19 protein-coding genes are annotated in these 19436 nt (G+C 64.8%); 8 read left to right on the top strand and 11 right to left on the bottom strand.

What is annotated here, in order from left to right; translation table 11 throughout:
- Positions 1-18 precede the first annotated feature (18 nt).
- Positions 19-669, bottom strand: coding sequence for an FMN-binding negative transcriptional regulator (locus tag RBB39_RS08600; protein ID WP_306169021.1), 651 nt, complete (start codon positions 667-669; stop codon positions 19-21).
- 61 nt (positions 670-730) lie between these two features.
- Positions 731-1192 (bottom strand): GNAT family N-acetyltransferase, encoded by a 462-nt coding sequence (locus tag RBB39_RS08605; RefSeq protein ID WP_306169022.1) that lies wholly within the window; start codon positions 1190-1192, stop codon positions 731-733.
- Positions 1193-1375: 183 nt separating this feature from the next.
- On the opposite strand from RBB39_RS08605, the gene RBB39_RS08610 reads away from it, so the two are divergent.
- Positions 1376-2836 carry a PLP-dependent aminotransferase family protein gene (locus RBB39_RS08610; RefSeq protein ID WP_306169034.1) on the top strand — a complete coding sequence of 487 codons (1461 nt, stop codon included), beginning with the start codon at positions 1376-1378 and terminating at the stop codon, positions 2834-2836.
- Positions 2837-2960: 124 nt separating this feature from the next.
- Here the strand turns inward: RBB39_RS08610 and RBB39_RS08615 are convergent, their stop codons facing one another.
- From RBB39_RS08615 to RBB39_RS08625, 3 genes are read right to left on the bottom strand one after another with little or no spacing between them, the layout of a single operon-like run.
- Positions 2961-4484: a tripartite tricarboxylate transporter permease gene (locus RBB39_RS08615; protein WP_108133069.1), complete on the bottom strand. Its 1524-nt coding sequence runs from the start codon at positions 4482-4484 to the stop codon at positions 2961-2963.
- Complete coding sequence (locus RBB39_RS08620) at positions 4484-4939, bottom strand: tripartite tricarboxylate transporter TctB family protein (protein ID WP_045994006.1); 456 nt, start codon at positions 4937-4939, stop codon at positions 4484-4486. Before RBB39_RS08620 ends, RBB39_RS08615 begins: the two co-directional genes overlap by 1 nt.
- Positions 4936-5925, bottom strand: coding sequence for a tripartite tricarboxylate transporter substrate binding protein (locus RBB39_RS08625; RefSeq protein ID WP_045994007.1), 990 nt, complete (start codon positions 5923-5925; stop codon positions 4936-4938). Before RBB39_RS08625 ends, RBB39_RS08620 begins: the two co-directional genes overlap by 4 nt.
- Positions 5926-6177: 252 nt before the next feature.
- On the opposite strand from RBB39_RS08625, the gene RBB39_RS08630 reads away from it, so the two are divergent.
- The 4 genes from RBB39_RS08630 to RBB39_RS08645 are packed head-to-tail and all read left to right on the top strand — an operon-like array spanning position 6178 to position 10047.
- Complete coding sequence (locus tag RBB39_RS08630) at positions 6178-6783, top strand: helix-turn-helix domain-containing protein (protein WP_213227107.1); 606 nt, start codon at positions 6178-6180, stop codon at positions 6781-6783.
- Positions 6780-7439 (top strand): response regulator transcription factor, encoded by a 660-nt coding sequence (locus RBB39_RS08635; protein ID WP_045994009.1) that lies wholly within the window; start codon positions 6780-6782, stop codon positions 7437-7439. Before RBB39_RS08630 ends, RBB39_RS08635 begins: the two co-directional genes overlap by 4 nt.
- Positions 7436-8845, top strand: a complete 1410-nt coding sequence (locus tag RBB39_RS08640) for a sensor histidine kinase (protein WP_306169023.1) — start codon at positions 7436-7438, stop codon at positions 8843-8845. Before RBB39_RS08635 ends, RBB39_RS08640 begins: the two co-directional genes overlap by 4 nt.
- Complete coding sequence (locus RBB39_RS08645; RefSeq protein WP_306169024.1) at positions 8842-10047, top strand: ABC transporter substrate-binding protein; 1206 nt, start codon at positions 8842-8844, stop codon at positions 10045-10047. Before RBB39_RS08640 ends, RBB39_RS08645 begins: the two co-directional genes overlap by 4 nt.
- 134 nt (positions 10048-10181) lie before the next feature.
- Here the strand turns inward: RBB39_RS08645 and RBB39_RS08650 are convergent, their stop codons facing one another.
- From RBB39_RS08650 to RBB39_RS08670, 5 genes are all read right to left on the bottom strand, one after another.
- Positions 10182-10502, bottom strand: coding sequence for a septal ring lytic transglycosylase RlpA family protein (locus RBB39_RS08650; RefSeq protein WP_371931866.1), 321 nt, complete (start codon positions 10500-10502; stop codon positions 10182-10184).
- A 179-nt stretch (positions 10503-10681) separates the two neighbouring features.
- Positions 10682-11524, bottom strand: coding sequence for a uroporphyrinogen-III C-methyltransferase (gene cobA / locus RBB39_RS08655; RefSeq protein WP_045994011.1), 843 nt, complete (start codon positions 11522-11524; stop codon positions 10682-10684).
- 201 nt (positions 11525-11725) lie between these two features.
- Positions 11726-13192, bottom strand: a complete 1467-nt coding sequence (locus tag RBB39_RS08660) for a sodium-dependent transporter (protein WP_045994012.1) — start codon at positions 13190-13192, stop codon at positions 11726-11728.
- Positions 13193-13428: 236 nt separating this feature from the next.
- Positions 13429-14517, bottom strand: coding sequence for a 4-hydroxyphenylpyruvate dioxygenase (gene hppD / locus RBB39_RS08665; RefSeq protein WP_222516536.1), 1089 nt, complete (start codon positions 14515-14517; stop codon positions 13429-13431).
- 216 nt (positions 14518-14733) lie between these two features.
- Positions 14734-15339: a LysE/ArgO family amino acid transporter gene (locus tag RBB39_RS08670; protein WP_222516537.1), complete on the bottom strand. Its 606-nt coding sequence runs from the start codon at positions 15337-15339 to the stop codon at positions 14734-14736.
- A 153-nt stretch (positions 15340-15492) separates the two neighbouring features.
- Here RBB39_RS08670 and RBB39_RS08675 point away from each other — a divergent pair, with 153 nt between their 5' ends.
- Positions 15493-16383 (top strand): LysR family transcriptional regulator ArgP, encoded by an 891-nt coding sequence (locus RBB39_RS08675; RefSeq protein ID WP_045994014.1) that lies wholly within the window; start codon positions 15493-15495, stop codon positions 16381-16383.
- Between the two features lie 91 nt (positions 16384-16474).
- Here the strand turns inward: RBB39_RS08675 and RBB39_RS08680 are convergent, their stop codons facing one another.
- Positions 16475-16777 carry an MTH1187 family thiamine-binding protein gene (locus RBB39_RS08680; RefSeq protein WP_045994015.1) on the bottom strand — a complete coding sequence of 101 codons (303 nt, stop codon included), beginning with the start codon at positions 16775-16777 and terminating at the stop codon, positions 16475-16477.
- 215 nt (positions 16778-16992) lie between these two features.
- On the opposite strand from RBB39_RS08680, the gene cfa reads away from it, so the two are divergent.
- Both cfa and RBB39_RS08690 read left to right on the top strand, forming a co-directional pair.
- Positions 16993-18159, top strand: a complete 1167-nt coding sequence (gene cfa / locus RBB39_RS08685; protein ID WP_253028827.1) for a cyclopropane fatty acyl phospholipid synthase — start codon at positions 16993-16995, stop codon at positions 18157-18159.
- Between the two features lie 332 nt (positions 18160-18491).
- Complete coding sequence (locus RBB39_RS08690) at positions 18492-19424, top strand: GGDEF domain-containing protein (protein WP_213227121.1); 933 nt, start codon at positions 18492-18494, stop codon at positions 19422-19424.
- Positions 19425-19436 lie beyond the last annotated feature (12 nt).

The raw sequence follows: 19436 nt of genomic DNA on the forward strand, positions 1-19436 counted from the left end.
CTGCCCCAGCAGGTGGAATCATCGCTGCTGATCGCCACACAGCACGGCAGCGTCACAAGCCGAACGCCCATCCCCTCGAAGGCCTTCGCGGATGCCCTCGCGTTCTTCCTGAGGCTTGTGCTGACTCGCCTTATGTTTGCCCACCAGGCGCGTCACCTCGAGCTCCACCCCCACAATGCCACGACGCATCCCCTCCAGGTAGTCTTCGGGGGCGTCGTCCACCGCCCAGGGCGCTTCCCGGCCCGCCTCGAAGCGATCGACCAGCGACGTCAGGTGCGAGGTGAGCCAATCGCTTTCACGCTGGAAGGCGAGCCGGCCATGGGCATGCACTACCTGGTAGTTCCAGGTCGGCACCACGCGACCATGGCGGCGCTTGTCGGGATACCAGCCAGGCGAAATATAGGCGTCGGGGCCATGAAAGATCGCCACCGCCTCGATCGCTCCCGCGTCTGCTCGCTCACCCTCACCCAGCCGCCAGAGGGCGTTGGCGCGGGCGATATGGCCACGCAGCACCAGCTTGCCCTGGGACGTCTGCTCGACCATCAGCGGCAGGTGGTCGATACATACCCCCTGGTCACCGTCGGTGACCAGGGTCGCAAAGGGATAGGCTCGGACCACCGCCATCATGGCGTCTTCGTCGGTCATGGCGAAGTGTCTTGGCTGATACAAGGGTCACGTGCTCCTTCAGAGTGGTTGGCATCCATCAATGTTGACTGCGAGAAGTAGAAGTTTAAGTGCCCGCAGGGTCATCCAGGTTCAGGGTATAGGCGTAGAAGGCGTCGTTGCGTTGCCAGTTAAGTGACTCATAGAGCGCCTGGGCGGTGTGGTTGTGGGTCTGGGTATTGAGCGTCAACTGCCCGACACCCTGCTCCCTCGCCAGGTTCGCGGCGGCCGCCATCAGCTCACGGCCGATCCCCTTGCCACGCGCCTCGGGCGCCACGAACAGGTCGGCCAGGGTCCAGCGCGGTCCCACCCGTACCGTGGATAGCGTCGGATAGAGCTGAACGAAGCCTTCGAGCACACCCTCGTTGTCGCTGACCAGCAGGCGCGAGTCGGCGAGCGCGAAGCGCGTCTGGAGAAAGTCGCGGGCAGCCTGGATGTCGCTTTCCTGTGAATAGAACACCCGGTAGCCATCGAGCAGCTCACTCAGGGGTTGTAGATCGGCGATACAGGCAGGACGAACATGGTTCATGAGTCACCTTTCACATTGGCGGTCGTGTGCGCCGGCTGGCCAGAGGCGCACCGGCTCGTCGGGATGACAGGCACCCAGTCTTGCGCAATAGTGGTCCCACCATAAGAACCAATACTGTCCAGAAAAGGGGAACCAGTGCCCAGCCTTCACCGTCACGCCGAGTGGATCACCGAAGCGCTGGCCATGCGCCTGGCGCCACCCGCCGCCGAACCCCCGTCGGGTTCGCTGTCCCAGCGCCTGTACGCGGCCCTGCGCGAGTGGATACAGCAAGGTAACTTGCCCGCCGCCAGCGCCCTGCCCTCGTCTCGACGGCTGGCCGCGGACCTCGGCATCGGCCGCAACACGGTGCTTGCCGCCATGGACCGCCTGGTGGCGGAAGGCTTCGTCGAGGCGCGCCCGGGGGCCGGGCTATTCGTGGCGTCTTTGGCACTGCCCGAACCCAGCCCGTTGCCCGGCGCCCCCATCCAGGCGAGCCGCTGGCATTCTCGGCGAGGTCAGCGCCTGCTAGAGAGCTGCGGCGAGATGGAGGGCTCCCGGGATGCCTTCGCCCCGGGCGTCCCCGCCCTCGATCTGTTCCCGCGCGAGGCGTGGCAGCGCCTGCTACGGCGCCATCGCCACCAGGCCAGCCTGGATGCCTTCGGCTACGCCACCAGCGGCGGGCATCACGCCCTCAAGACGGCGCTGTGTGACTACCTGCGTCTATCGCGCTCGGTCAATTGCCAACCACATCAGATCCTCATTACCCAGGGCGCCCAGCAGGGCTTCGAGCTGATCGCCCGCCTGCTGGCCGACCCCGGTGACAGCGTCTGGGTCGAGGATCCCGGCTATGCCGGTGCCAAGGCCTGCTTCAACATGGCCGGGCTAACGCCCGTCCCGGTGCCGGTGGACGCACAGGGCATGCAGCCTGAGGCTCTCGCCCCAGATAGCCCGCCACCGCGACTGATCTATGTCACCCCCTCGCATCAGTACCCCTGCGGCGTGACGATGCCGGTGGCACGACGTCTCGCCCTGCTCGACTTCGCCCGCCACCACGGCGCGCTGATCATCGAGGACGACTACGACAGCGAATTTCGCTATACCACCGCGCCGGTGGCCTCCCTGCAGGGGCTGGCCGGGGGCGGTCCGGTGCTCTACGTCGGCACCTTCAGCAAGGTACTCTACCCGGGCCTCAGGCTCGGCTACCTGGTACTTCCCGAGGCCCTGGTGGACGACTTTCGCCGCGCCAACGCGCGACTGCACCGGGAAGGCCAGTACGTCTCCCAGTCAGCGCTGGCAGACTTTATCGTCGAGGGACACTTCTCTCGCCACATCGCGCGCATGCGCCACTGCTATCGACAGCGCCAGGCATGCCTGCGCGAGGCCCTGGCGCCTGCCGTAGAGCAAGGACTTGAACTGTCGGCCGGCCAGGCCGGCATGCACCTGGTGGCAAGGCTCGCCTCACGGGCACAGGAGCAACGCCTGATCGAGCGCGGACGGCGCGAGGGCGTCACCCTGTCGCCGCTATCGGGTCACTACCTGGCGCCTGACGCCATGCCTGGGCTGGTGCTGGGCTACGCCGGCTCGACACCGGAGCGGATCGCCGAGGCCGGCGGCTGGCTGGCCAGGGCCTGGATCGATGACCGACAACACCAGCCAGCGGGCTGATATGCCTCCGCATACGCCCGCACGGTCATGATGCACACAAAAAAAGGGCGCCCCATCGGGGCGCCCAAGGTCGTTAGTCGAGTCGAGCCCGAAGGCCTTCTTCAACCACCGGGAGCGGGGTCGCTCAATCGCCCGGTGTGGTGTGGCCGGTCTGAACCTCCATGCGCTTTCTCAGGATCGGGCCGACAATGTACGGCAGGATCAGGCCGAGACCGGCGAACAGCCACAGGCCGATGGCCAGGCCGCTGTCCCACAGGATCGTCCAGTCGCCGTCGGAGATGTCCATGGCGTGGCGCAGGTTCTTCTCCATCTCCGGGCCAAGCAGCAGACCCAAGATCACCGGCACCAGTGGGATCTCGAGCTTCCTGAGGATGTAGCCACCGACCCCGAAGGCCACCATGAAGTACAGATCAAAGGTGGTGTTGGAGATCGAGTAGATGCCGACGAAGGCCACCATGGTGACGATCGGCAGCAGGTACATCGGCGGCACCGACAGCAGCTTGACGAAGATACCGACCAGCGGAATGTTGAGCACCAGCAGCAGGAAGTTGCCGATCAACAGCGCCGCGATCACCCCCCACACGATGTCCGCGTTCTGAGTGAACATCAGCGGGCCAGGGGTGATATTCAGCGAGATCAGCAGCGCCAGCAGCACCGCGGTGGTGCCGCTGCCCGGGACGCCCAGGGTCAGCATCGGCACCAGGGCACCGCTGGAAGCGCCGTTGTTGCCAGCCTCGGGGCCGGCCACGCCGCGCGGGTCACCTTCACCGAAGTAGCCCTTCTTGCCGACCACCTTCTTCTCGAGGGTGTAGCCGATAAAGCTGCCCAGCGAAGCACCGGCCCCCGGCAGTACGCCGGCGATAAAGCCGAGGATGCCGCCACGGATGCTCGAAGGCATGATGCCCTTGATGTCGGCCCAGGAAAGCTTGAGCTTGTTGACCTTGATGGTCTTCTTGCCCTTGCCGGCACGGTCCTCGATAAAGAACAGAAGCTCCGAGATGGCGAACAGGCCGACGATGGCGATGATGAAGTCGACACCCTCGTAAAGTTCGAGCACCTGGAAGGTGTAGCGCTGCACCCCGGTATTGTCGATACCGATGGTCGCGATCATCAGACCGATGCAGGCGGCCACCACGGTCTTCATCGGGTTCTTGCCGGTGATACCGCCAAGGGTCGCGAAGGCCAGCAGGAACAGCGCGAAGTATTCCGCAGGACCAAAGGTCAGGGCGAAATCGGCCAGGATCGGCGCCAGCAGGATCAGGCCCACGGTGGCGATCAGGCTGCCCATGAAGGAAGCTATGGCGGAGATCGCCAGGGCCTCGGCGGCCTTGCCCTTCTGGGCCATCGGATAGCCGTCGAGGCAGGTCATCATGGCCGGCTCGTCACCGGGAATATTCAACAGAATCGACGAGATACGCCCGCCGTACATGGCGCCAGCGTAGACCGCAGTGAGCATGATCAGGGCGGTCTCGGGCTTGAGCCCAAGGGTAAAGGCCAGCGGGATCAGGATCGCCACACCGTTGGCCGGGCCGAGTCCGGGCAGCGCGCCGATCAGGGTGCCGAGAAAGGCGCCCAGCAGCGCAAACATCAGGTTATGCGGGGCGAGCGCCACCCCGAAGCCATCGATCAGGTAGCCAAGGGTTTCCATCAGCCCACCTCCAGGAAGGACAGCACACCCAGGGGCAGGGGCAGGTCCAGCGCAAAGTTGAAGATCAGAAATACCACCACGCCGGAAATACCGCCGACGATGAAGGCCTTGACCGGCGGCGCGCCCATGCGCCAGCACAGGGTGCCCACCGCCAGCAGGGTCGCCAGGATGAAGCCGAGCGGCTGCAGCAGGGCCGCGTAGAGCACCAGCACCACCAGGGCGATGATCAGCTCGACGCCGGTGCGGCTCCAGGGCCAGGCATTGTCAGGATCCGGGCGCACCACCATGTACAGGCTGGACAGCCCCAGCACCACGGCCAGCAGGTAGGGGAAGGTTTCGGGGCCTACCGCCTCGGCCCCGCCAAAGGGTTCGGGAAACTGGGTGGCGCCCCAGCCGTACGCGACGGCCAGGACGATCATCAAGACCCCGAATACGCGGTCGTTGAACATGCTCATTGCTGGATCAGTCCGATATCTTTGGAGAGCTGGTTGATGTCGGCGATCTGCTCCTTGACGAAGGTCTCGAACTCACCGGCGCTCATGTGGAACGGCATCAGGCCGTTGCTTTCCATGACGTCCTTCCACTCCTGGCTCTCGTAGATGGTGTCCATGGCGTCGACCCAGTACTGCTTGGCGTCTTCAGGAATATCCGCCGGCATGTAGAAGCCGCGCCAGTTCGGACCCACGGCGTCGATGCCCTGCTCCTTGGCGGTGGGGATCTCGCTGAACTCGCCCGGCAGACGCTCCTCGGACAGTACCGCCACCACGCGCAGGTCTCCGGACTCCATGAAACCCTGGGCCTCGGTGATGTCACCGGTGAAGGCGTCCACGTGGCCGCCGACCACCTGGGTCATGGCCTCGCCGCCGTTGTTGTAGGACAGGTAGGGGATCCTCGGCAGGTTCTCGACGCCGGCGGCCTGAGCCGCGATCAGCACCTTGAGGTGATCCCAGCCGCCCTTGGCGCTGCCACCGGCGAACTTCACCGCACGCGGGTCTTCCTTGATCGCGTCCATGATGGCGTTGAGGTCCTGGTACTCGCTGTCGGCGCTGACGGCGATGACCCCATAGTCCGCCCCTAGGGCGCCGACCCAGTTGACCATGTCGGCGGTCATTCCCGGGAACTGCCCCTGGGCCAGGCGTGTGGTGGTGGCGGTGGAAGCCGCGACCAGCAGCTGGTCATCACCGGCGCGCTTGCTGACGGTGTGAGCGTAAGCCACGCCACCACCGGCACCGGCCATGTTGACGGTCTGAACACCGCGCGGCACCAGGTCCAGCTCTTCGAGCACGGTACCGACGCTGCGGCAGGTGAAGTCCCAGCCGCCGCCCGGGTCGGCAGGCGCCAGGCACTCGACCTTGCCTTCGGGCTCAAAGGCAACGGCAGTGCTGGCTGCACCGGTGATGGCAGCGATGGCGATCAGTTTGACTGGCGTGTTCATGGACATGACGAAGTCCTCTGTTGTTGTCTGCTGACAGGAGGCACGAGCCGACATCCCGTCGCGATTGACGCCGAGACGGCGCCGAGATTTCCACTTGTTGGAAACTGACACCTGGCTTACAATTCTGTAAGGCAGAACGTCGTTCCCTTGGATGGAAAGCTAAGCCCGGACAGCATCCGGGTCAACGCGCGATCGCGTAATTCCGACCAAAGTTGAATGCCAGCGACATCATTCGCTATCACCGACAGGAAGGTTCACATGGCACAGGATCGCGTCGAGGCGGTCGAACGGGCCCTCTCGGTCCTGGAGGTCTTCGATACTCCTCAGGATAGTTTCAGTCTGGCAGAACTGGCCGACGCCACCGGCTTCTACAAGAGCACCCTGCTCAGGCTTCTGGCCTCGCTGGAACGCTTCGACTACACCCAGCGTGGAGAGGATGGCCGCTGGCGCATTGGCGGTGCTCCGGTGCGCCTCGCCCGTCGCCACGCCCCCAGTCGCGATCTCGCGGCGCTGATCCAGCCGCTGCTCGACGGCCTGGCGCGACAACTCGGCGACACCGCCAGCCTGCTCGAGGTGACCGCCGGCGTGGTTCACTGTCGCCTGGCCGCCCTGCCCGATCAGAGCCTGCGCCATGACCTTGTTCCCGGCAGCCAGTGGCCCCTTCGCGACACCGACGCTCCGGCGCCGGCCCTTGCGGGAGGCATCATGGTGTGTCGGCGGCTGCCACTGGAAGGTCGTCACGAACTCTGGCTGGCCCTGTCCGGGCCCGAGGGACGGTTGGACACACAGGCCGCCGCGACACGGCTCGACGAGGCGGTGACACAGTTGATCGATCAGCGGGACACCCAAGGGAGGCGCGCATGACACTGCTGCTGGTGGAAGACGATCGGCTTCTGGCCGAGACCCTGGTCGATGCCCTCGGCATCGCAGGCCACGAGGTTGTGCATCTCGACAACGGCATCGACGCCCGCGACCGCCTCCAGGGAAATCACCGACTGGACATGGTACTTCTGGATCTGAACCTTCCTGGGCTCGGCGGCCTGGAGGTGCTGGAGGCGTTGAGGCGCCACGACAGCTCGACCCCGGTGCTGATTCTCACCGCTCGCGGCGCGGTAGAAGATCGCGTGCGAGGGCTCGACCTGGGTGCCGATGACTACCTGGCCAAGCCCTTCTCGCTGGAGGAGCTGGAGGCCCGGGTACGCGCCCTGATGCGTCGCCGCGCCCCCTCCGGCCTGATCACCGTGGGCGAACTCAGCTTCGATAGCCTGGCCCAGCGCTTCAGCCTGGGCGACGAGGCGTTGGCACTGCCTCCGCGAGAGCAGCGCCTGCTGGGGTGCCTGATGCGACACGCCGGCCAGCCGGTGGACAAGGCTACCCTGGTGCGTGAAGCCTTCGGCGAGGAGGAACTCGGCGACAATGCCATCGAGGTCTACGTGCATCGTCTGCGCAAGCGCCTTCAGGGGCATCGAGTGAACCTGCGCACGGTGCGCGGTCTCGGCTACCTGCTGGAAGCACCATGAGCGGGGATTCACTGCACCGCCGACTGTTGACCTGGCTGCTGCTGCCGATGCTGATCGTCGGCTCGGTGGTGCTGTGGCGGGCCTGGCTGGACGCTCGCCAGACCGCCGACCGGGCCTTCGACCGACTGCTCGACGCCGCCAGTCTGTCGATCGCCGAACAGGCCCAGTGGCAGGACGATCGCCTTTGGCTCGATCTGCCCCCGGCGGCCCTGGAAATGCTCGCCTCGCGCCACGACGAACGGGTGTTCTATACCCTGGTGGACGCTCGCGGTGAGCGGGTCACCGGTAACGCCAACCTGCCCGGCATCGAAGGCGCCGCCCAGGACGCAAGCGACGTCGTCTATGGCGACGTTGACTACCACGATATGCCTCTGCGCCTCGGCGTGCGCCGCTCTCGGCTTGAGGACTGGCGCCTGCGCGAGCCCTTCGAGATCCGGGTCGCCCACACGCGCGAGGGGCGCGACGCGCTCAGCGGCGAGCTGTTTCGCCAGAGCCTCGCCTACCTGCTGGCGGTGGCGGTGCTGTCGGTGGCCGCCCTGCTGATCGCCATTCGCCTGGCGCTGGCACCGCTGACACGACTGCGACGCCAGATACGCACCCGTGATCCGCGCACCCTGGCACCGCTGGAATTGCCGCTGCCGCGAGAGCTGGCCGAGCTGCGCGACACCGTCAACGAGCTGCTGGCACGGATGCGTCGGGTCAAGGCCAACCAGGAACGCTTTATCGGCGACGCCTCGCATCAGCTCCGCACCCCCCTGGCGGGGCTTTCCGCCCGGGCCGAACTGGCCCTGCGCCAGGACGACCCCGCCATCTGGCACTCGGCCCTGGGCGCCATGCAGACCACCAGCCAGAGCGCCTCGCGCCTGGCCATGCAACTGCTGTCACTGACCCGCCTGGACAATCCCGAGTACCAGCCCGAACTGGCCCCCACCGATCTGGTTCAGGTCGCCCGTGAGGCGGTGATGGCCCATTGGCAACGCTGTCAGCGCGTCGGCGTCGACCTTGGACTGGAAGCGCCAGAGGCACCGGTGCACGTGCGGGGGCTCGACTGGCAGCTGGGCGAGGCGCTGGCCAACCTGATCGACAACGCCTGCCACTACGGTGCCAGGCACATCACCGTCGAGGTCAGCGCCGACCCGATCGCGCTGGCGGTCGTCGATGACGGCCCGGGCATCCCCCACGAGCGTCGACTGCTGGTACTGCGCCCCTTCCACCGCGGTGAGCACACCAGCGAAGGCTCGGGTCTGGGCCTGGCCATCGTCGACGGCATCGCCCGCACCCACGGCGCTCGACTGAGCCTCGGTGACGCCCGGGAAGCACCACCGCCGGGCCTGCGAGTCAGCCTGCAATTCGGCGAAGGCGTCGACAAGGGATCGACGTCCGCCCCTTCACGGAGCCAGCCATGATATCCCGCACCCTTGCGCTGCCCCCCTGGATGACCGCCGTTGTCACGCTGGTGGCGTCGCTGGCGCTGTGGTCGCTTCTGCCTGATGAGTCCCTGGCGCAATCCATACCCGAGGCAGGGGCCGACTCCCCCCTCGAGGCATACCCGGGGAACGCCTCGCAGCAGCCAGCCTACGATGAGGTCACCTTCGAAGGTACAGGAGAGTCGTCAGATGCGCTGGTGATCCACGCGGCCCTGGATATCCCCTACGCCCTGCCGCTACTCGAGGACTTCCATCGTCGTAATCCGCGCTACACCATCACCTACCGCAACTTCTCGACGCTGGACGTGCATCAGCGCTTTCTCGACGCCCCGGCAGAGGCCGATGTGGTCATCTCGTCGGCCATGCCCTGGCAGTACCTGCTGGTCAACGAGGGTCACGCCCAGAGCATCGACACCGCCATCACCCAGCGCTGGCCGGACACGGCCAAGTGGCGTCAGGAGCTGTTTGCCTTTACCTTCGAACCCATCGTGATGGTGGTCAGCCGCCGTCTCGAGCAGCGCCTCGGCCCCGTCGACAGCCGCGCCGATCTGCTCGGCCTGCTGGCCGAGGCGCGCTCGCCGCTGCAAGGACGCCTGGTCACCTACGACCCCACCTCCAGCGGCGCCGGCTACACCTACGCCATCGAGGAGTCACGCCTGTCCCCGCGCTACTGGGACCTTGTGGCGGCGCTGGGCAAGGCAGATACCGCCCTGGTGAATACCACAGGCGCCATGCTGGAAGGCCTCAGGCAGGGTCGCTACGACATCGCCTACAACGTGCTGGGCAGCTATGCCCGGGAAAGGATCGCCGATGACCCCGAGCTCAGGCTGGTGATTCCTGACGACTATGCCCTGGTCATTCGACGTCTGGCCTTCGTGCCTCGCCAGGCGCCGCACGCGGGGGCAGCGCGCCGCTTTATCGACTACCTGCTGAGCGCCGACGGCCAAAGGGTCATCGCCGAGGCCGGCGAACTCGGCGCCCTGCACCCCCAACTGGATGGCCCGGGCACCGCCACCGCCATGCGCCGCGACTACCCTGACGGCCTGAGGCCGATTCCTCTGAGCCCCGGCTTGCTGGCGACCCTCGATGAGTTGAAGCGCACCGCCCTGCTCGCCCGCTGGCAGCGCGAATTTCACGATCAGCCGGTCGATACCCGGGCGATCGAGCAGTTCTCGCGGTGACGATGCGCCCTGCTATCGTTGCGCAGACACGACAAGGCCCGCCAGGCTTGCCTGGCGGGCCTTGGTCGATCACCTGCGATCGCACATCTTCGTTTCGACGTACCGATGCTTGTGGCCCCTGTTGGTGCCCCGGGTCACGCTCCGGGCAGGTAGGTCAGAAGGACCGGCGCGGTGCCGCGCTTGAGCATGCCTAGCTCGCGGGCGGCACGCTTGGACAGGTCGATGACCCGTCCCTTGACGAAGGGGCCGCGGTCATTGATCTCGACCTCGACGCTCTGGCCGGTATCACGACGGGTGACCAGCACCTTGGTACCGAAGGGAAGACTGCGATGGGCGGCGGTCAGCGCCTGCTGGTCGAAGGACTCGCCGCTGGCGGTTCGACGCCCCTGGAAGCGATCACTGTAGTAGGAAGCCTGGCCGCGCTGGGAAGCAACCTCTCCGTCGTCACGGGCCATTGCCGGCGCGCTCGCAAGCGACGCCATGGCCAGAACAACGGCGGCCGCCCAGGCGGCCATGGTCGATCGACCGGACAGCATACGACGCAGAGAAATGGACAACATCATCTTCACCTCAGGTGACCCGCGAGACGCGGGGATTCAGAGCCTGGTGCGAAGTCTCCAGCGATGGCGCACGTTCAATCCGAAGAACGTTCTCGGGGTGACGGATGCTTGCCGTGCATCCACCCACGACTCCCCGCTTGCGCATGATCGAACCAGGCCAGTTGCTCGTGCAGCGAAACCACGCTGCCGACGATGATCAAGGTGGGCGGTCGAATGATATCCCGATCATTCAACTTCGGCAAATTAGCCAAGCTGGATAGATGGACGCGCTGGCGCTGGGTAGTTCCCTGCTCGACCAGCGCCACCGGGGTGTCCGGACTCAGTCCCTCGCCGATCAGGCCCTGGCTGATGTAGTCGAGGCTGCCAAGCCCCATGTAGAACACCAGCGTCTGACCGGGGCTTGCCAGCGCCCGCCAGTCGAGTTCGCAACCCCCTTCCTTCAAGTGCCCGGTGATAAAGCGCACCGACTGGGCGTGATCACGATGGGTCAAAGGGATGCCGGCGTAGGCGCTGCAGCCGGAAGCCGCGGTGATGCCCGGTACCACTTCCACCTGAACGCCTTCGGCCACCAGGGTCTCAAGCTCCTCACCACCACGACCGAAGATGAAAGGGTCGCCCCCCTTGAGCCTGACCACACGCTTGCCCTGACGAGCCCAGTCGACCAGCGAGCGATTGATGTCCTGCTGGGGCAGGCTGTGATCGGAGCGAGCCTTGCCGACGTAGTAGCGATCCGCCGATGCCGGCACCAGCGCCAGGATTTCCTCACTGACCAGTCGATCGTGCAGCACCACCTCGGCCTCGCACAGTCGCCGCCAGGCTCGCAGGGTCAGAAGCTCAGGATCGCCGGGACCGGCACCGACGAGACTCACGCTACCGGCCGGAAAGCCACTGTGGGCAGGCAACTGGGAAGGGCTCATGACGGTGGACTCCAGAGTGAACAACGGGCGATGACAACGGGCATCATTATGCCATGCCGGAATTAAACGTCCACTTCGTTATTACCAAAAACACACTTCATTGCTGCTGCAAGGCGTCGTCACCCCACACCAGAGCGCCGCCTTCCCCGACGGGGAAAGCGGCGCTCTGGCGGCTTTGGCAGGGTCAGTGGGGTGACTGTCTTACCCCTTGGCGCTCAGCGTCCGCCGCAGCCTCGGGCTGAGGGTTTCACCGAGACCGGTCATCACGACCAGGATCAGTGCCAGCCACAGCCAGTGGGCGGCGAAATCTACAGCGACGATGCCCAGCGCATCGACGAAGATCACCAGGATGCCCAGGGGACTGACGTAGCGCACCATGAACAGCCACAGGGCGTGCATGCCCGCCGGCAGGTCCAGCTCATCGCGTACCGCTTCGCTCTTGAGGAAGAAACCGGCCAGCAGCGCCATGCCGAGTCCGCCCAGCGGCATCATCAGACGCGAGGTGAGGAAGTCGAGCCAATCGAAGAAGTGCTTGCCGGCCAGTGTCCAGTCGGCACCGATATTGAACGACAGCATCGCCAGGGTGCTCATCAGCCACAGCACGATGCCGGTGCCCCAGGCGGCCGCCTTGCGGCTGATACCCTTGTTGTCGTTGAGCCAGGACACCGTGGCCTCGACCATCGAGATCGAGGAGGTCAGCGCCGCCATCGACAGCATGATGAAGAACAGGATGCCAAACAGCGTGCCCATCGGCATCGCCTGGAACGCCAGCGGCAGGCTCATGAAGATCAGGCCGGGCCCGCTGTTGGGCTCCATGCCGTTGGCGAAGATCACCGGGAAGATCGCCAGCCCCGCCATCAGCGCCACCAGGGTATCGGCCACCGCGACTGTCAGGGTGGTACGACCGATGGAAGCACGTCTCGGCAGGTAGCTGCCGTAGGTGAGGATGGCCCCGGAGGCCAGTGACAGGGTAAAGAAGGCATGGCCCATGGCGGCCAGCATGCCTTCGCTTGACAGACTGGAAGCCTTGAAGTCGAACAGGAAGTGGACGGCCTGACCGAAGCCACCGGAGAACATGCCGTAGACGATCATGATCAGCAGCATGATCACCATGCCCGGCATCATCCAGCCGACGCTCTTCTCGATGCCCTGCTGCACCCCCTTGCCGACGATCACCATGGTGGCCACGGTCACCAGGGTGCTCCAGCCGCCGAGGCTGAAGGGGTTGGCATTGTTGGCGCCGAAGATGGCCGCCATGTCATCGACGCTGGAACCGACCAGTCCGCCGGAGATCATCTTCCACAGGTAGGCGAAGGACCAGCCGGCGACCACCACGTAGAAACTCAGGATCAAGAAGCCGCAGAGCATCGCCATCCAGCCGAACAGCGACCACAGCGAACTGCCCCCTGATTCCTTGACTACCCGGCGAATGGCGTCGATAGGGCTGCCCCGACCACGCCGCCCCAGGGCGATCTCGGTCATCATGATGGGCACACCGACCGACAGGATACAGACCAGGTAGACCAGCACGAAGGCGCCGCCGCCGTACTCTCCGGTCATGTACGGAAATTTCCAGATATTGCCCAGGCCCACAGCGGAGCCGGTCGCGGCCAGAACGAAGCCCCAGCGGCCTAGCCACTGGGTGCGAGAGGGTTCATTGGTTGTCATGACTCACCAGAGATCGCTTGCGCACTTTTGTTTGTCCACCATGGCGGTGGCGCCCTGAAAACAGCCTGAAACAGCACAGACCCAGGGCATCCAGCGCGCCATTGTGACGGATTTTGTTGTGATTGGGCAGGCCGACGACGCAAAGTCGCGGCCAAGGGCCTACCTGGCGAAGGATCCGCTGCCGCTCACCTGGCCGACAAGACGCCAGTGACGACAGCGGCTGTAGCCGACCGACGTCAGTCGGCGTCGAGGACACCGCGGCGAATCTGATCTTCCTCGATGGATTCGAACAGCGCCTTGAAGTTGCCCTCGCCGAAGCCATCGTTACCCTTGCGCTGGATGATCTCGAAGAAGATCGGACCGATCACGGTCTCGGTGAAGATCTGCAGCAGCACCCCCTGATCCGGACCGCCATCGATCAGCAGACTCAACTCACGCAGATCCTCGACCCGCTCTTCGTGGTTGGGCACCCGCACATCGACCTTCTCGTAGTAGGTGTCGGGGGTGGACAGGAAGCGAATGCCGTTGGCCTTCAACGCGCGCACCGTGGCGTAGATGTCGTCGGTGGCCATGGCCAGGTGCTGGATGCCCTCGCCGTTGTACTCGCGGATAAACTCGGCGATCTGGGAGTTGTCGTCGGCGGACTCGTTGATCGGGATATGCATCTTGCCGCAGGGTGCGGTCATGGCGCGGGAATGAAGCCCGGTCTTCTTGCCCTCGATGTCGAAATAGCGATTCTCACGGAAGTTGGCGATACGGGTATAGAAGTCGGCCCAGGGGTCCATCTGGCCCCGCGCCACGTTGTGGGTCAGGTGATCCAGCACCTTGAGACCAACGCTGTTGTCCTGAGCCGAGGTGCCGGCGATGGGCTCGAAGTCGATGTCGTAGATGGTACGTCCCTGTTCGTCGACCCGATCATCGACGAAATACAGCAACGAACCACCAATACCCTCCACCGCCGGAATGCCGACCTCGCCAGCACCGACAGGGTTATCGACCTGACGGGCGCCCTGATCGATGGCGTAGGACAGTGCCTGACGAGCATCCGCTACCTTCCACGCCATGGCGCAGGCGCCCGGACCGTGAATCTCGGCGAACTTGGCGGCGTGACTGCCGGGTTCCGCGTTGAGCACGAAGTTCACCCCCTCCTGCTGAAACAGGGTGACCCGCTTCGAGCGGTGGCGGCGCGTCTCGGTAAACCCCATGGCGAGAAACAGCTCGCGCAGGGCGTCGATGCCAGCCTGATCCGGGGCGCTGTATTCGACGAACTCGAAGCCATTGGTGCCGATGGGGTTGTGGGTATCGATGGGAGCGACTGCGGTCATGTGGGCCTCCGTCATTGTGATTGTCACTCCCCATCCTAGGCTCCTCGACACGCGCCCCCCATCCCCCCGGAGCGGCTTGAGGTGGTAGCGCACACGCCCCGGCGTCGGCCCGCTGTAGCGCTGGCGTGACACCCCGTGTGCGCTCTGCACCCCAGGCGTCACGAAATCCTTACACGACGTCACGCTGGCATGACAGGCTGCCTATCGCTGGGACCTTTACACCGTCAGCGTCACCAGCTGCCACGCCACCAGCAGCATGATCACGGCGATGATCCCATCCACCCACTGCCATGCCCTCGGACTCTTCAGCCGCGGTGCCAGGGCGCCGGCGGCGCTTACCAGACCGAAGAACCAGACAAAGGAAGCAATGGTCGCCCCCACGTAGAACCCCACCGGGCTCTCTTGCAGCGAACCGATGGCGCCCAGCATAACCAGGGTGTCCAGATAGACCTGGGGGTTGAGCAGCGTCACCGCCAGGGTCGCCAGCACCACCTGGGCAAGGCTGGCACTGGAGGCAGACGATGCAACGTCCATGCCCCTGGGCCGTCGAACCCGACCAATGGCCAGCCAGGCCTGCCAGGCAAGGAAGGCGGCGCCGCCGTAGCGCGCCAACAACATGGCCCCTTCACTCTGGGCGATCAGGGCGCCGAGGCCCATCACCCCCAGGCCGATCAGCACGGCATCGCACAGGGCGCAGATCCCCGCCACCCACCAGACGTGTTGTCGCCTCAGTCCCTTGGACAACACAAAGGCGTTCTGCGCGCCGATGGCGATGATCAGTCCCGCTCCGGTGCCCACGCCCTGGATCAGTGAAAGCCACATGGTCTGTCCTTCCTCACGATGATTGTCGACGCTGCGCCGATGTCGGGCGCTGCTGGATGTGGCAGAGACTAGGGCAAGCTGGTAAATAAGAGAAATCACTTCTCCCACTGCCTCATTACCATTTCTTATACTCAAGGACATGGATAGACGCCCATGCTGGACTACAAACTGCTCGATGCACTGGCCGCCGTGCTGACCCACCAGGGCTTCGAGCGCGCGGCCCGCGCGCTGGGGCTGACCCAATCGGCGGTATCCCAGCGCATCAAGCTGCTGGAGGCTCGCCTGGGACAGCCGGTGCTGGTGAGGGGCTCCCCGCCGACACCGACCGAACTGGGTCAACGGCTTTTGAACCACGTCCAGCAGGTACAACTGCTGGAGGGCGAGTTGATCCAGGATGCACCGCAGCTGGCACTGGGCCACCGTCAGCTACGTATCGCCATCAATGCCGATAGCCTCGCCACCTGGTGGCCGGGCGCCATCGCCGGCTACCTCAAGCATCAGGCGATTACCCTGGATCTGGTCATCGAGGATCAGGAGGTCGGACTTGAACGCATGCGCCTGGGCGAAGTGGCTGCCTGCCTGTGCGCCAGCGACATGCCGGTTCAGGGCGCCAGGGTCATCGCCCTGGGCGTGATGCGCTACCGCGCCCTGGCGAGTCCCGACTTCATGGCCCGACACTGCCCCCAGGGCGCGGACGCCGGTTCTCTGGCCCAGGCGCCGGCCATCATCTTCGGGCCCAACGATCAACTGCAACACCGCTTCATGGCGGCCCATGGCGTCAACGGCCCCTTCCCGCACCACCGCTGCGCCAGCGTCGAGGGATTTCTGCGCCTGGCCCACGCGGGCCTCGGCTTCGGGCTCATTCCCGAAATCCAGGCGTATCGGGAGCTCTCGACGGGGGAGCTTGAGGACGTGGTGCCGGGCTGGCATCTGGACGTACCGCTTTACTGGCACTACTGGCGCCACGGCGGCGAGCCGCTGGAGCGACTCGGCCGCCACCTGGCCGACCAGGCCGGTCACCATCTGTTGCCACCTGCGGACTGACGGGGCCCGGCTAGGTACGCGCCCCGTCTCATGCAGCGATCAGCGTCGCGAGGTCGGGGCAGGCGGTAAAGTGTGCTTTCGAAGTGAGCCGTCAGTCACCCAGGCGTCGTGCCACGCTCTCGACCTTGTCTGCCATGCTCTGATCGCGGTCGGTCCGGGTACCGAGTTTCAAGGTGGTGGTGATGCGTGGCGCCCCCATCTCGTGCACCACCTCATGGCAGCGCTTGACCACCGCCATGACCTCGTCCCAGGGGCCTTCGATATTGGTGCCATAGGCGTGCATCTGGTGGCTGAGACCGGACGCCTGGATCTCCCGCTGGCAAGCGGCCACGTGGTCGGAGACCGAAACGCCCACACCCAGGGGGACCACGCAAAGATCGACGATAACGTGCATAACTTAAGCCTCCTTGATTCTGTGCCAACCCGCCCGCGTTCTTCGCTGGAAAGGCATGCCAGCTGAACTATGCTGTTTTGCAACAATAAAGATAGCCGAAGGTGATTCAGGCCCCTGCCGAGGTGGCGGACCTGGCCTCACTTCGGAGCGGGCAACTCTCCTGCCCGCTTCTCGTTTCCTCGGACATGCCGCCTGCACGGACACCAGGAGGCCACATGACCAGCGACGCCCGCCCCCATCCCATCGCACTGCCGAACAATCGCCCTCGACGGATCATCGAGCAGTTGCTCGAGGGCTCGGGCATTCGCCTCAACGGACCTGAACCCCACGATATCCAAATCTATCATCCCGATCTGTTCGCCCGCATCCTGCACCAGGGCACGCTGGGGCTCGGGGAAGCCTACATGGATGGCTGGTGGGAGGCGCGGCGTATCGACCAGCTTGCCCATCGGCTACTGCGCCACGGTCTGGGCCAACGCTCGCGTAGCGCCGCGAGCCACCTCTTCTATCGCCTGCAGGCGGGCTTCTTCAACCTCCAGAGTCGCGCCCGAGCCTATCAGGTCGGCGAGGTTCACTACGACCTCGGCAACGACCTGTTTCGGTATATGCTGGACGACACCATGTGCTACTCCTGTGGCTACTGGCGCCAGGCAACGACGCTGCATCAGGCCCAGCTCGCCAAGCTCGATCTGGTCTGTCGAAAGCTGGCCCTGCGCCCTGGCATGCACCTTCTCGACATCGGCTGCGGCTGGGGCAGCCTGGCCGAGCACGCCGCCCGTCACTACGGCGTCAGCGTGACCGGCATCACCATATCCCGGGAGCAGGTGGCACTGGCCAGGGAGCGCTGCCAGGGCTTGCCCGTCGATATCCAGTTGGCCGACTACCGCGACCTGCAAGGCCAGTACGACCGGATCGCCTCGATCGGCATGTTCGAACACGTAGGACAGCGCAACTACACGACCTTCTTTCGGACGGTGGCCGACCTGCTGCCGGATGACGGGCTCTTCCTGCTGCATACCATTGGCTCCAATACTTCTCGCATCACCGCAGACCCCTGGATCCATCGCTACATCTTTCCCAACGGCGTGTTGCCGTCCGCCCGCCAGATCTGCCAGCACAGCGAGGAGATGTTGATGGTGGAAGACTGGCAGAACTTCGGCTCCGACTACGATCCCACCCTGCTGGCGTGGCTTGCCAACCTTGACGCCTGCAGGCATGACATTGCACGTCACTACAACACACGGCACTACAACGAACGCACCTATCGGATGCTGCGCTACTACCTGGCGATCTGTGCCGGAGCCTTCCGTGCCCGCTACCTGCAACTGTGGCAGGTAGTCTTTTCCAGGGGGCGAGAGCTTCGCTATGACGCACCCCGGTGACCGCGAAGTTGCCGGAAATGCGCGCGCTTTCGGTGAATCATGACGGGAACCTGCCTAGTCACTCTCGCTGCGGCATATCCTTGATCAAGCCCTCACGCCGATGTCTGCCGATAGATCAGCTCCCGGCTCCACGGCCACAACGCCCGCTATCAGCGGCCTAGCGAGAACGTTCAAGCCTTTCCTCCCTATGGCGCAATCCATAAATGCAGAATTTTGTCTGATATTTCTTAGTCCCTTGGACTGATATACCCGCAATGCCCTGCCTTTAAGATGGTGGTGAAGGCCCGATACCTCGGGTTGACCCGCCATCCCGTGGCCAAGGACTGCCTGCTATGGAAGATCGTGACCCGCCGTCACCCTCCCCGACCTGCAATGAAAGCGCGAGTCTTGCCTGTCTCAAGCGTGTCCCGGGGGTGCTGTTCACCCTGAAGCGAGACGCTCGCGGCCGCCTGCAGCTTCCCGCCCTGACAGGTGAAGACCCGATGACGGCTCGCCTTGAGCCACTGCTGTCGATCAATGACGTGCGTCAGCGGCTCGGCGATCTGCTGGGTGACGCCTATGGTGAATTCATCCGGGCCATCGAACACTCTGCGCACTGGCTGTCGCCGGTATCCACGCGACTGCGCCTGCCGATCGGCGAACTCACCCCGCACTGGTATTCGCTGGAGGCACTGCCGGAGCGCTCGGACGAAGGCATCCTGTGGCACGGCCTGCTGGTGGACATCGAGGATCAGGTCGCCGAAGAGCAACGTCTTCGCTACCTGTCCGGCACCGACGAACTCACCGGGCTGACCAACCGACGTTCGATGATGGGACACATCGACAAGATCGCCTCCATGTCCAACCGCCATGGCACGCCGCTATCGCTGTTGCTGATCGACCTGGACCACTTTGCCCTGATCAACGACACCTGGGGGCGCGGACTCGGTGATCGGGTGCTCTGTCAGATCGCCGCCCTGGCATCCAGCCAGTTGCGCCAGGAGGACATGCTGGCACGCATGGGCAGCGACGAATTCGCCCTGCTGCTGCCGATGACACCCGCTGGCAGAGCGCGCGAGCTGGCGGAGCGCCTGCGCGAGAGCATCTCTCGTCAGGACTTCGGCATCGGTCGCCACAAGGTCACCGTCAGTATCGGTGTCTCCGACTTTGTTCGCGGCTTGAGCAGCGCGCAACTGATGCAGCAGGTCCACACCAACCTGATGGAAGCCAAGCAACAGGGCCGCGATCGCGTGATCCAGCGCTGGCTGCCCCAGGGATCATCCTGACACCGCCAGCTG

It is taken from the genome of Halomonas sp. MMSF_3323 (assembly GCF_030733595.1).
Lineage (GTDB): Bacteria > Pseudomonadota > Gammaproteobacteria > Pseudomonadales > Halomonadaceae > Halomonas > Halomonas litopenaei.

What these genes read in the sequence shown, in the direction of transcription:
- RBB39_RS08605 (WP_306169022.1), bottom strand. Translation starts at nt 1,192, where the DNA reads ATGAACCATGTTCGTCCTGCCTGTATCGCCGATCTACAACCCCTGAGT.
- RBB39_RS08610 (WP_306169034.1), top strand. Translation starts at nt 1,376, where the DNA reads ATGCGCCTGGCGCCACCCGCCGCCGAACCCCCGTCGGGTTCGCTGTCC.
- RBB39_RS08615 (WP_108133069.1), bottom strand. Translation starts at nt 4,484, where the DNA reads ATGGAAACCCTTGGCTACCTGATCGATGGCTTCGGGGTGGCGCTCGCC.
- RBB39_RS08620 (WP_045994006.1), bottom strand. Translation starts at nt 4,939, where the DNA reads ATGAGCATGTTCAACGACCGCGTATTCGGGGTCTTGATGATCGTCCTG.
- RBB39_RS08625 (WP_045994007.1), bottom strand. Translation starts at nt 5,925, where the DNA reads ATGTCCATGAACACGCCAGTCAAACTGATCGCCATCGCTGCCATCACC.
- RBB39_RS08630 (WP_213227107.1), top strand. Translation starts at nt 6,178, where the DNA reads ATGGCACAGGATCGCGTCGAGGCGGTCGAACGGGCCCTCTCGGTCCTG.
- RBB39_RS08635 (WP_045994009.1), top strand. Translation starts at nt 6,780, where the DNA reads ATGACACTGCTGCTGGTGGAAGACGATCGGCTTCTGGCCGAGACCCTG.
- RBB39_RS08640 (WP_306169023.1), top strand. Translation starts at nt 7,436, where the DNA reads ATGAGCGGGGATTCACTGCACCGCCGACTGTTGACCTGGCTGCTGCTG.
- RBB39_RS08645 (WP_306169024.1), top strand. Translation starts at nt 8,842, where the DNA reads ATGATATCCCGCACCCTTGCGCTGCCCCCCTGGATGACCGCCGTTGTC.
- RBB39_RS08650 (WP_371931866.1), bottom strand. Translation starts at nt 10,502, where the DNA reads ATGGCCCGTGACGACGGAGAGGTTGCTTCCCAGCGCGGCCAGGCTTCC.
- cobA (WP_045994011.1), bottom strand. Translation starts at nt 11,524, where the DNA reads ATGAGCCCTTCCCAGTTGCCTGCCCACAGTGGCTTTCCGGCCGGTAGC.
- RBB39_RS08660 (WP_045994012.1), bottom strand. Translation starts at nt 13,192, where the DNA reads ATGACAACCAATGAACCCTCTCGCACCCAGTGGCTAGGCCGCTGGGGC.
- hppD (WP_222516536.1), bottom strand. Translation starts at nt 14,517, where the DNA reads ATGACCGCAGTCGCTCCCATCGATACCCACAACCCCATCGGCACCAAT.
- RBB39_RS08670 (WP_222516537.1), bottom strand. Translation starts at nt 15,339, where the DNA reads ATGTGGCTTTCACTGATCCAGGGCGTGGGCACCGGAGCGGGACTGATC.
- RBB39_RS08675 (WP_045994014.1), top strand. Translation starts at nt 15,493, where the DNA reads ATGCTGGACTACAAACTGCTCGATGCACTGGCCGCCGTGCTGACCCAC.
- RBB39_RS08680 (WP_045994015.1), bottom strand. Translation starts at nt 16,777, where the DNA reads ATGCACGTTATCGTCGATCTTTGCGTGGTCCCCCTGGGTGTGGGCGTT.
- cfa (WP_253028827.1), top strand. Translation starts at nt 16,993, where the DNA reads ATGACCAGCGACGCCCGCCCCCATCCCATCGCACTGCCGAACAATCGC.
- RBB39_RS08690 (WP_213227121.1), top strand. Translation starts at nt 18,492, where the DNA reads ATGGAAGATCGTGACCCGCCGTCACCCTCCCCGACCTGCAATGAAAGC.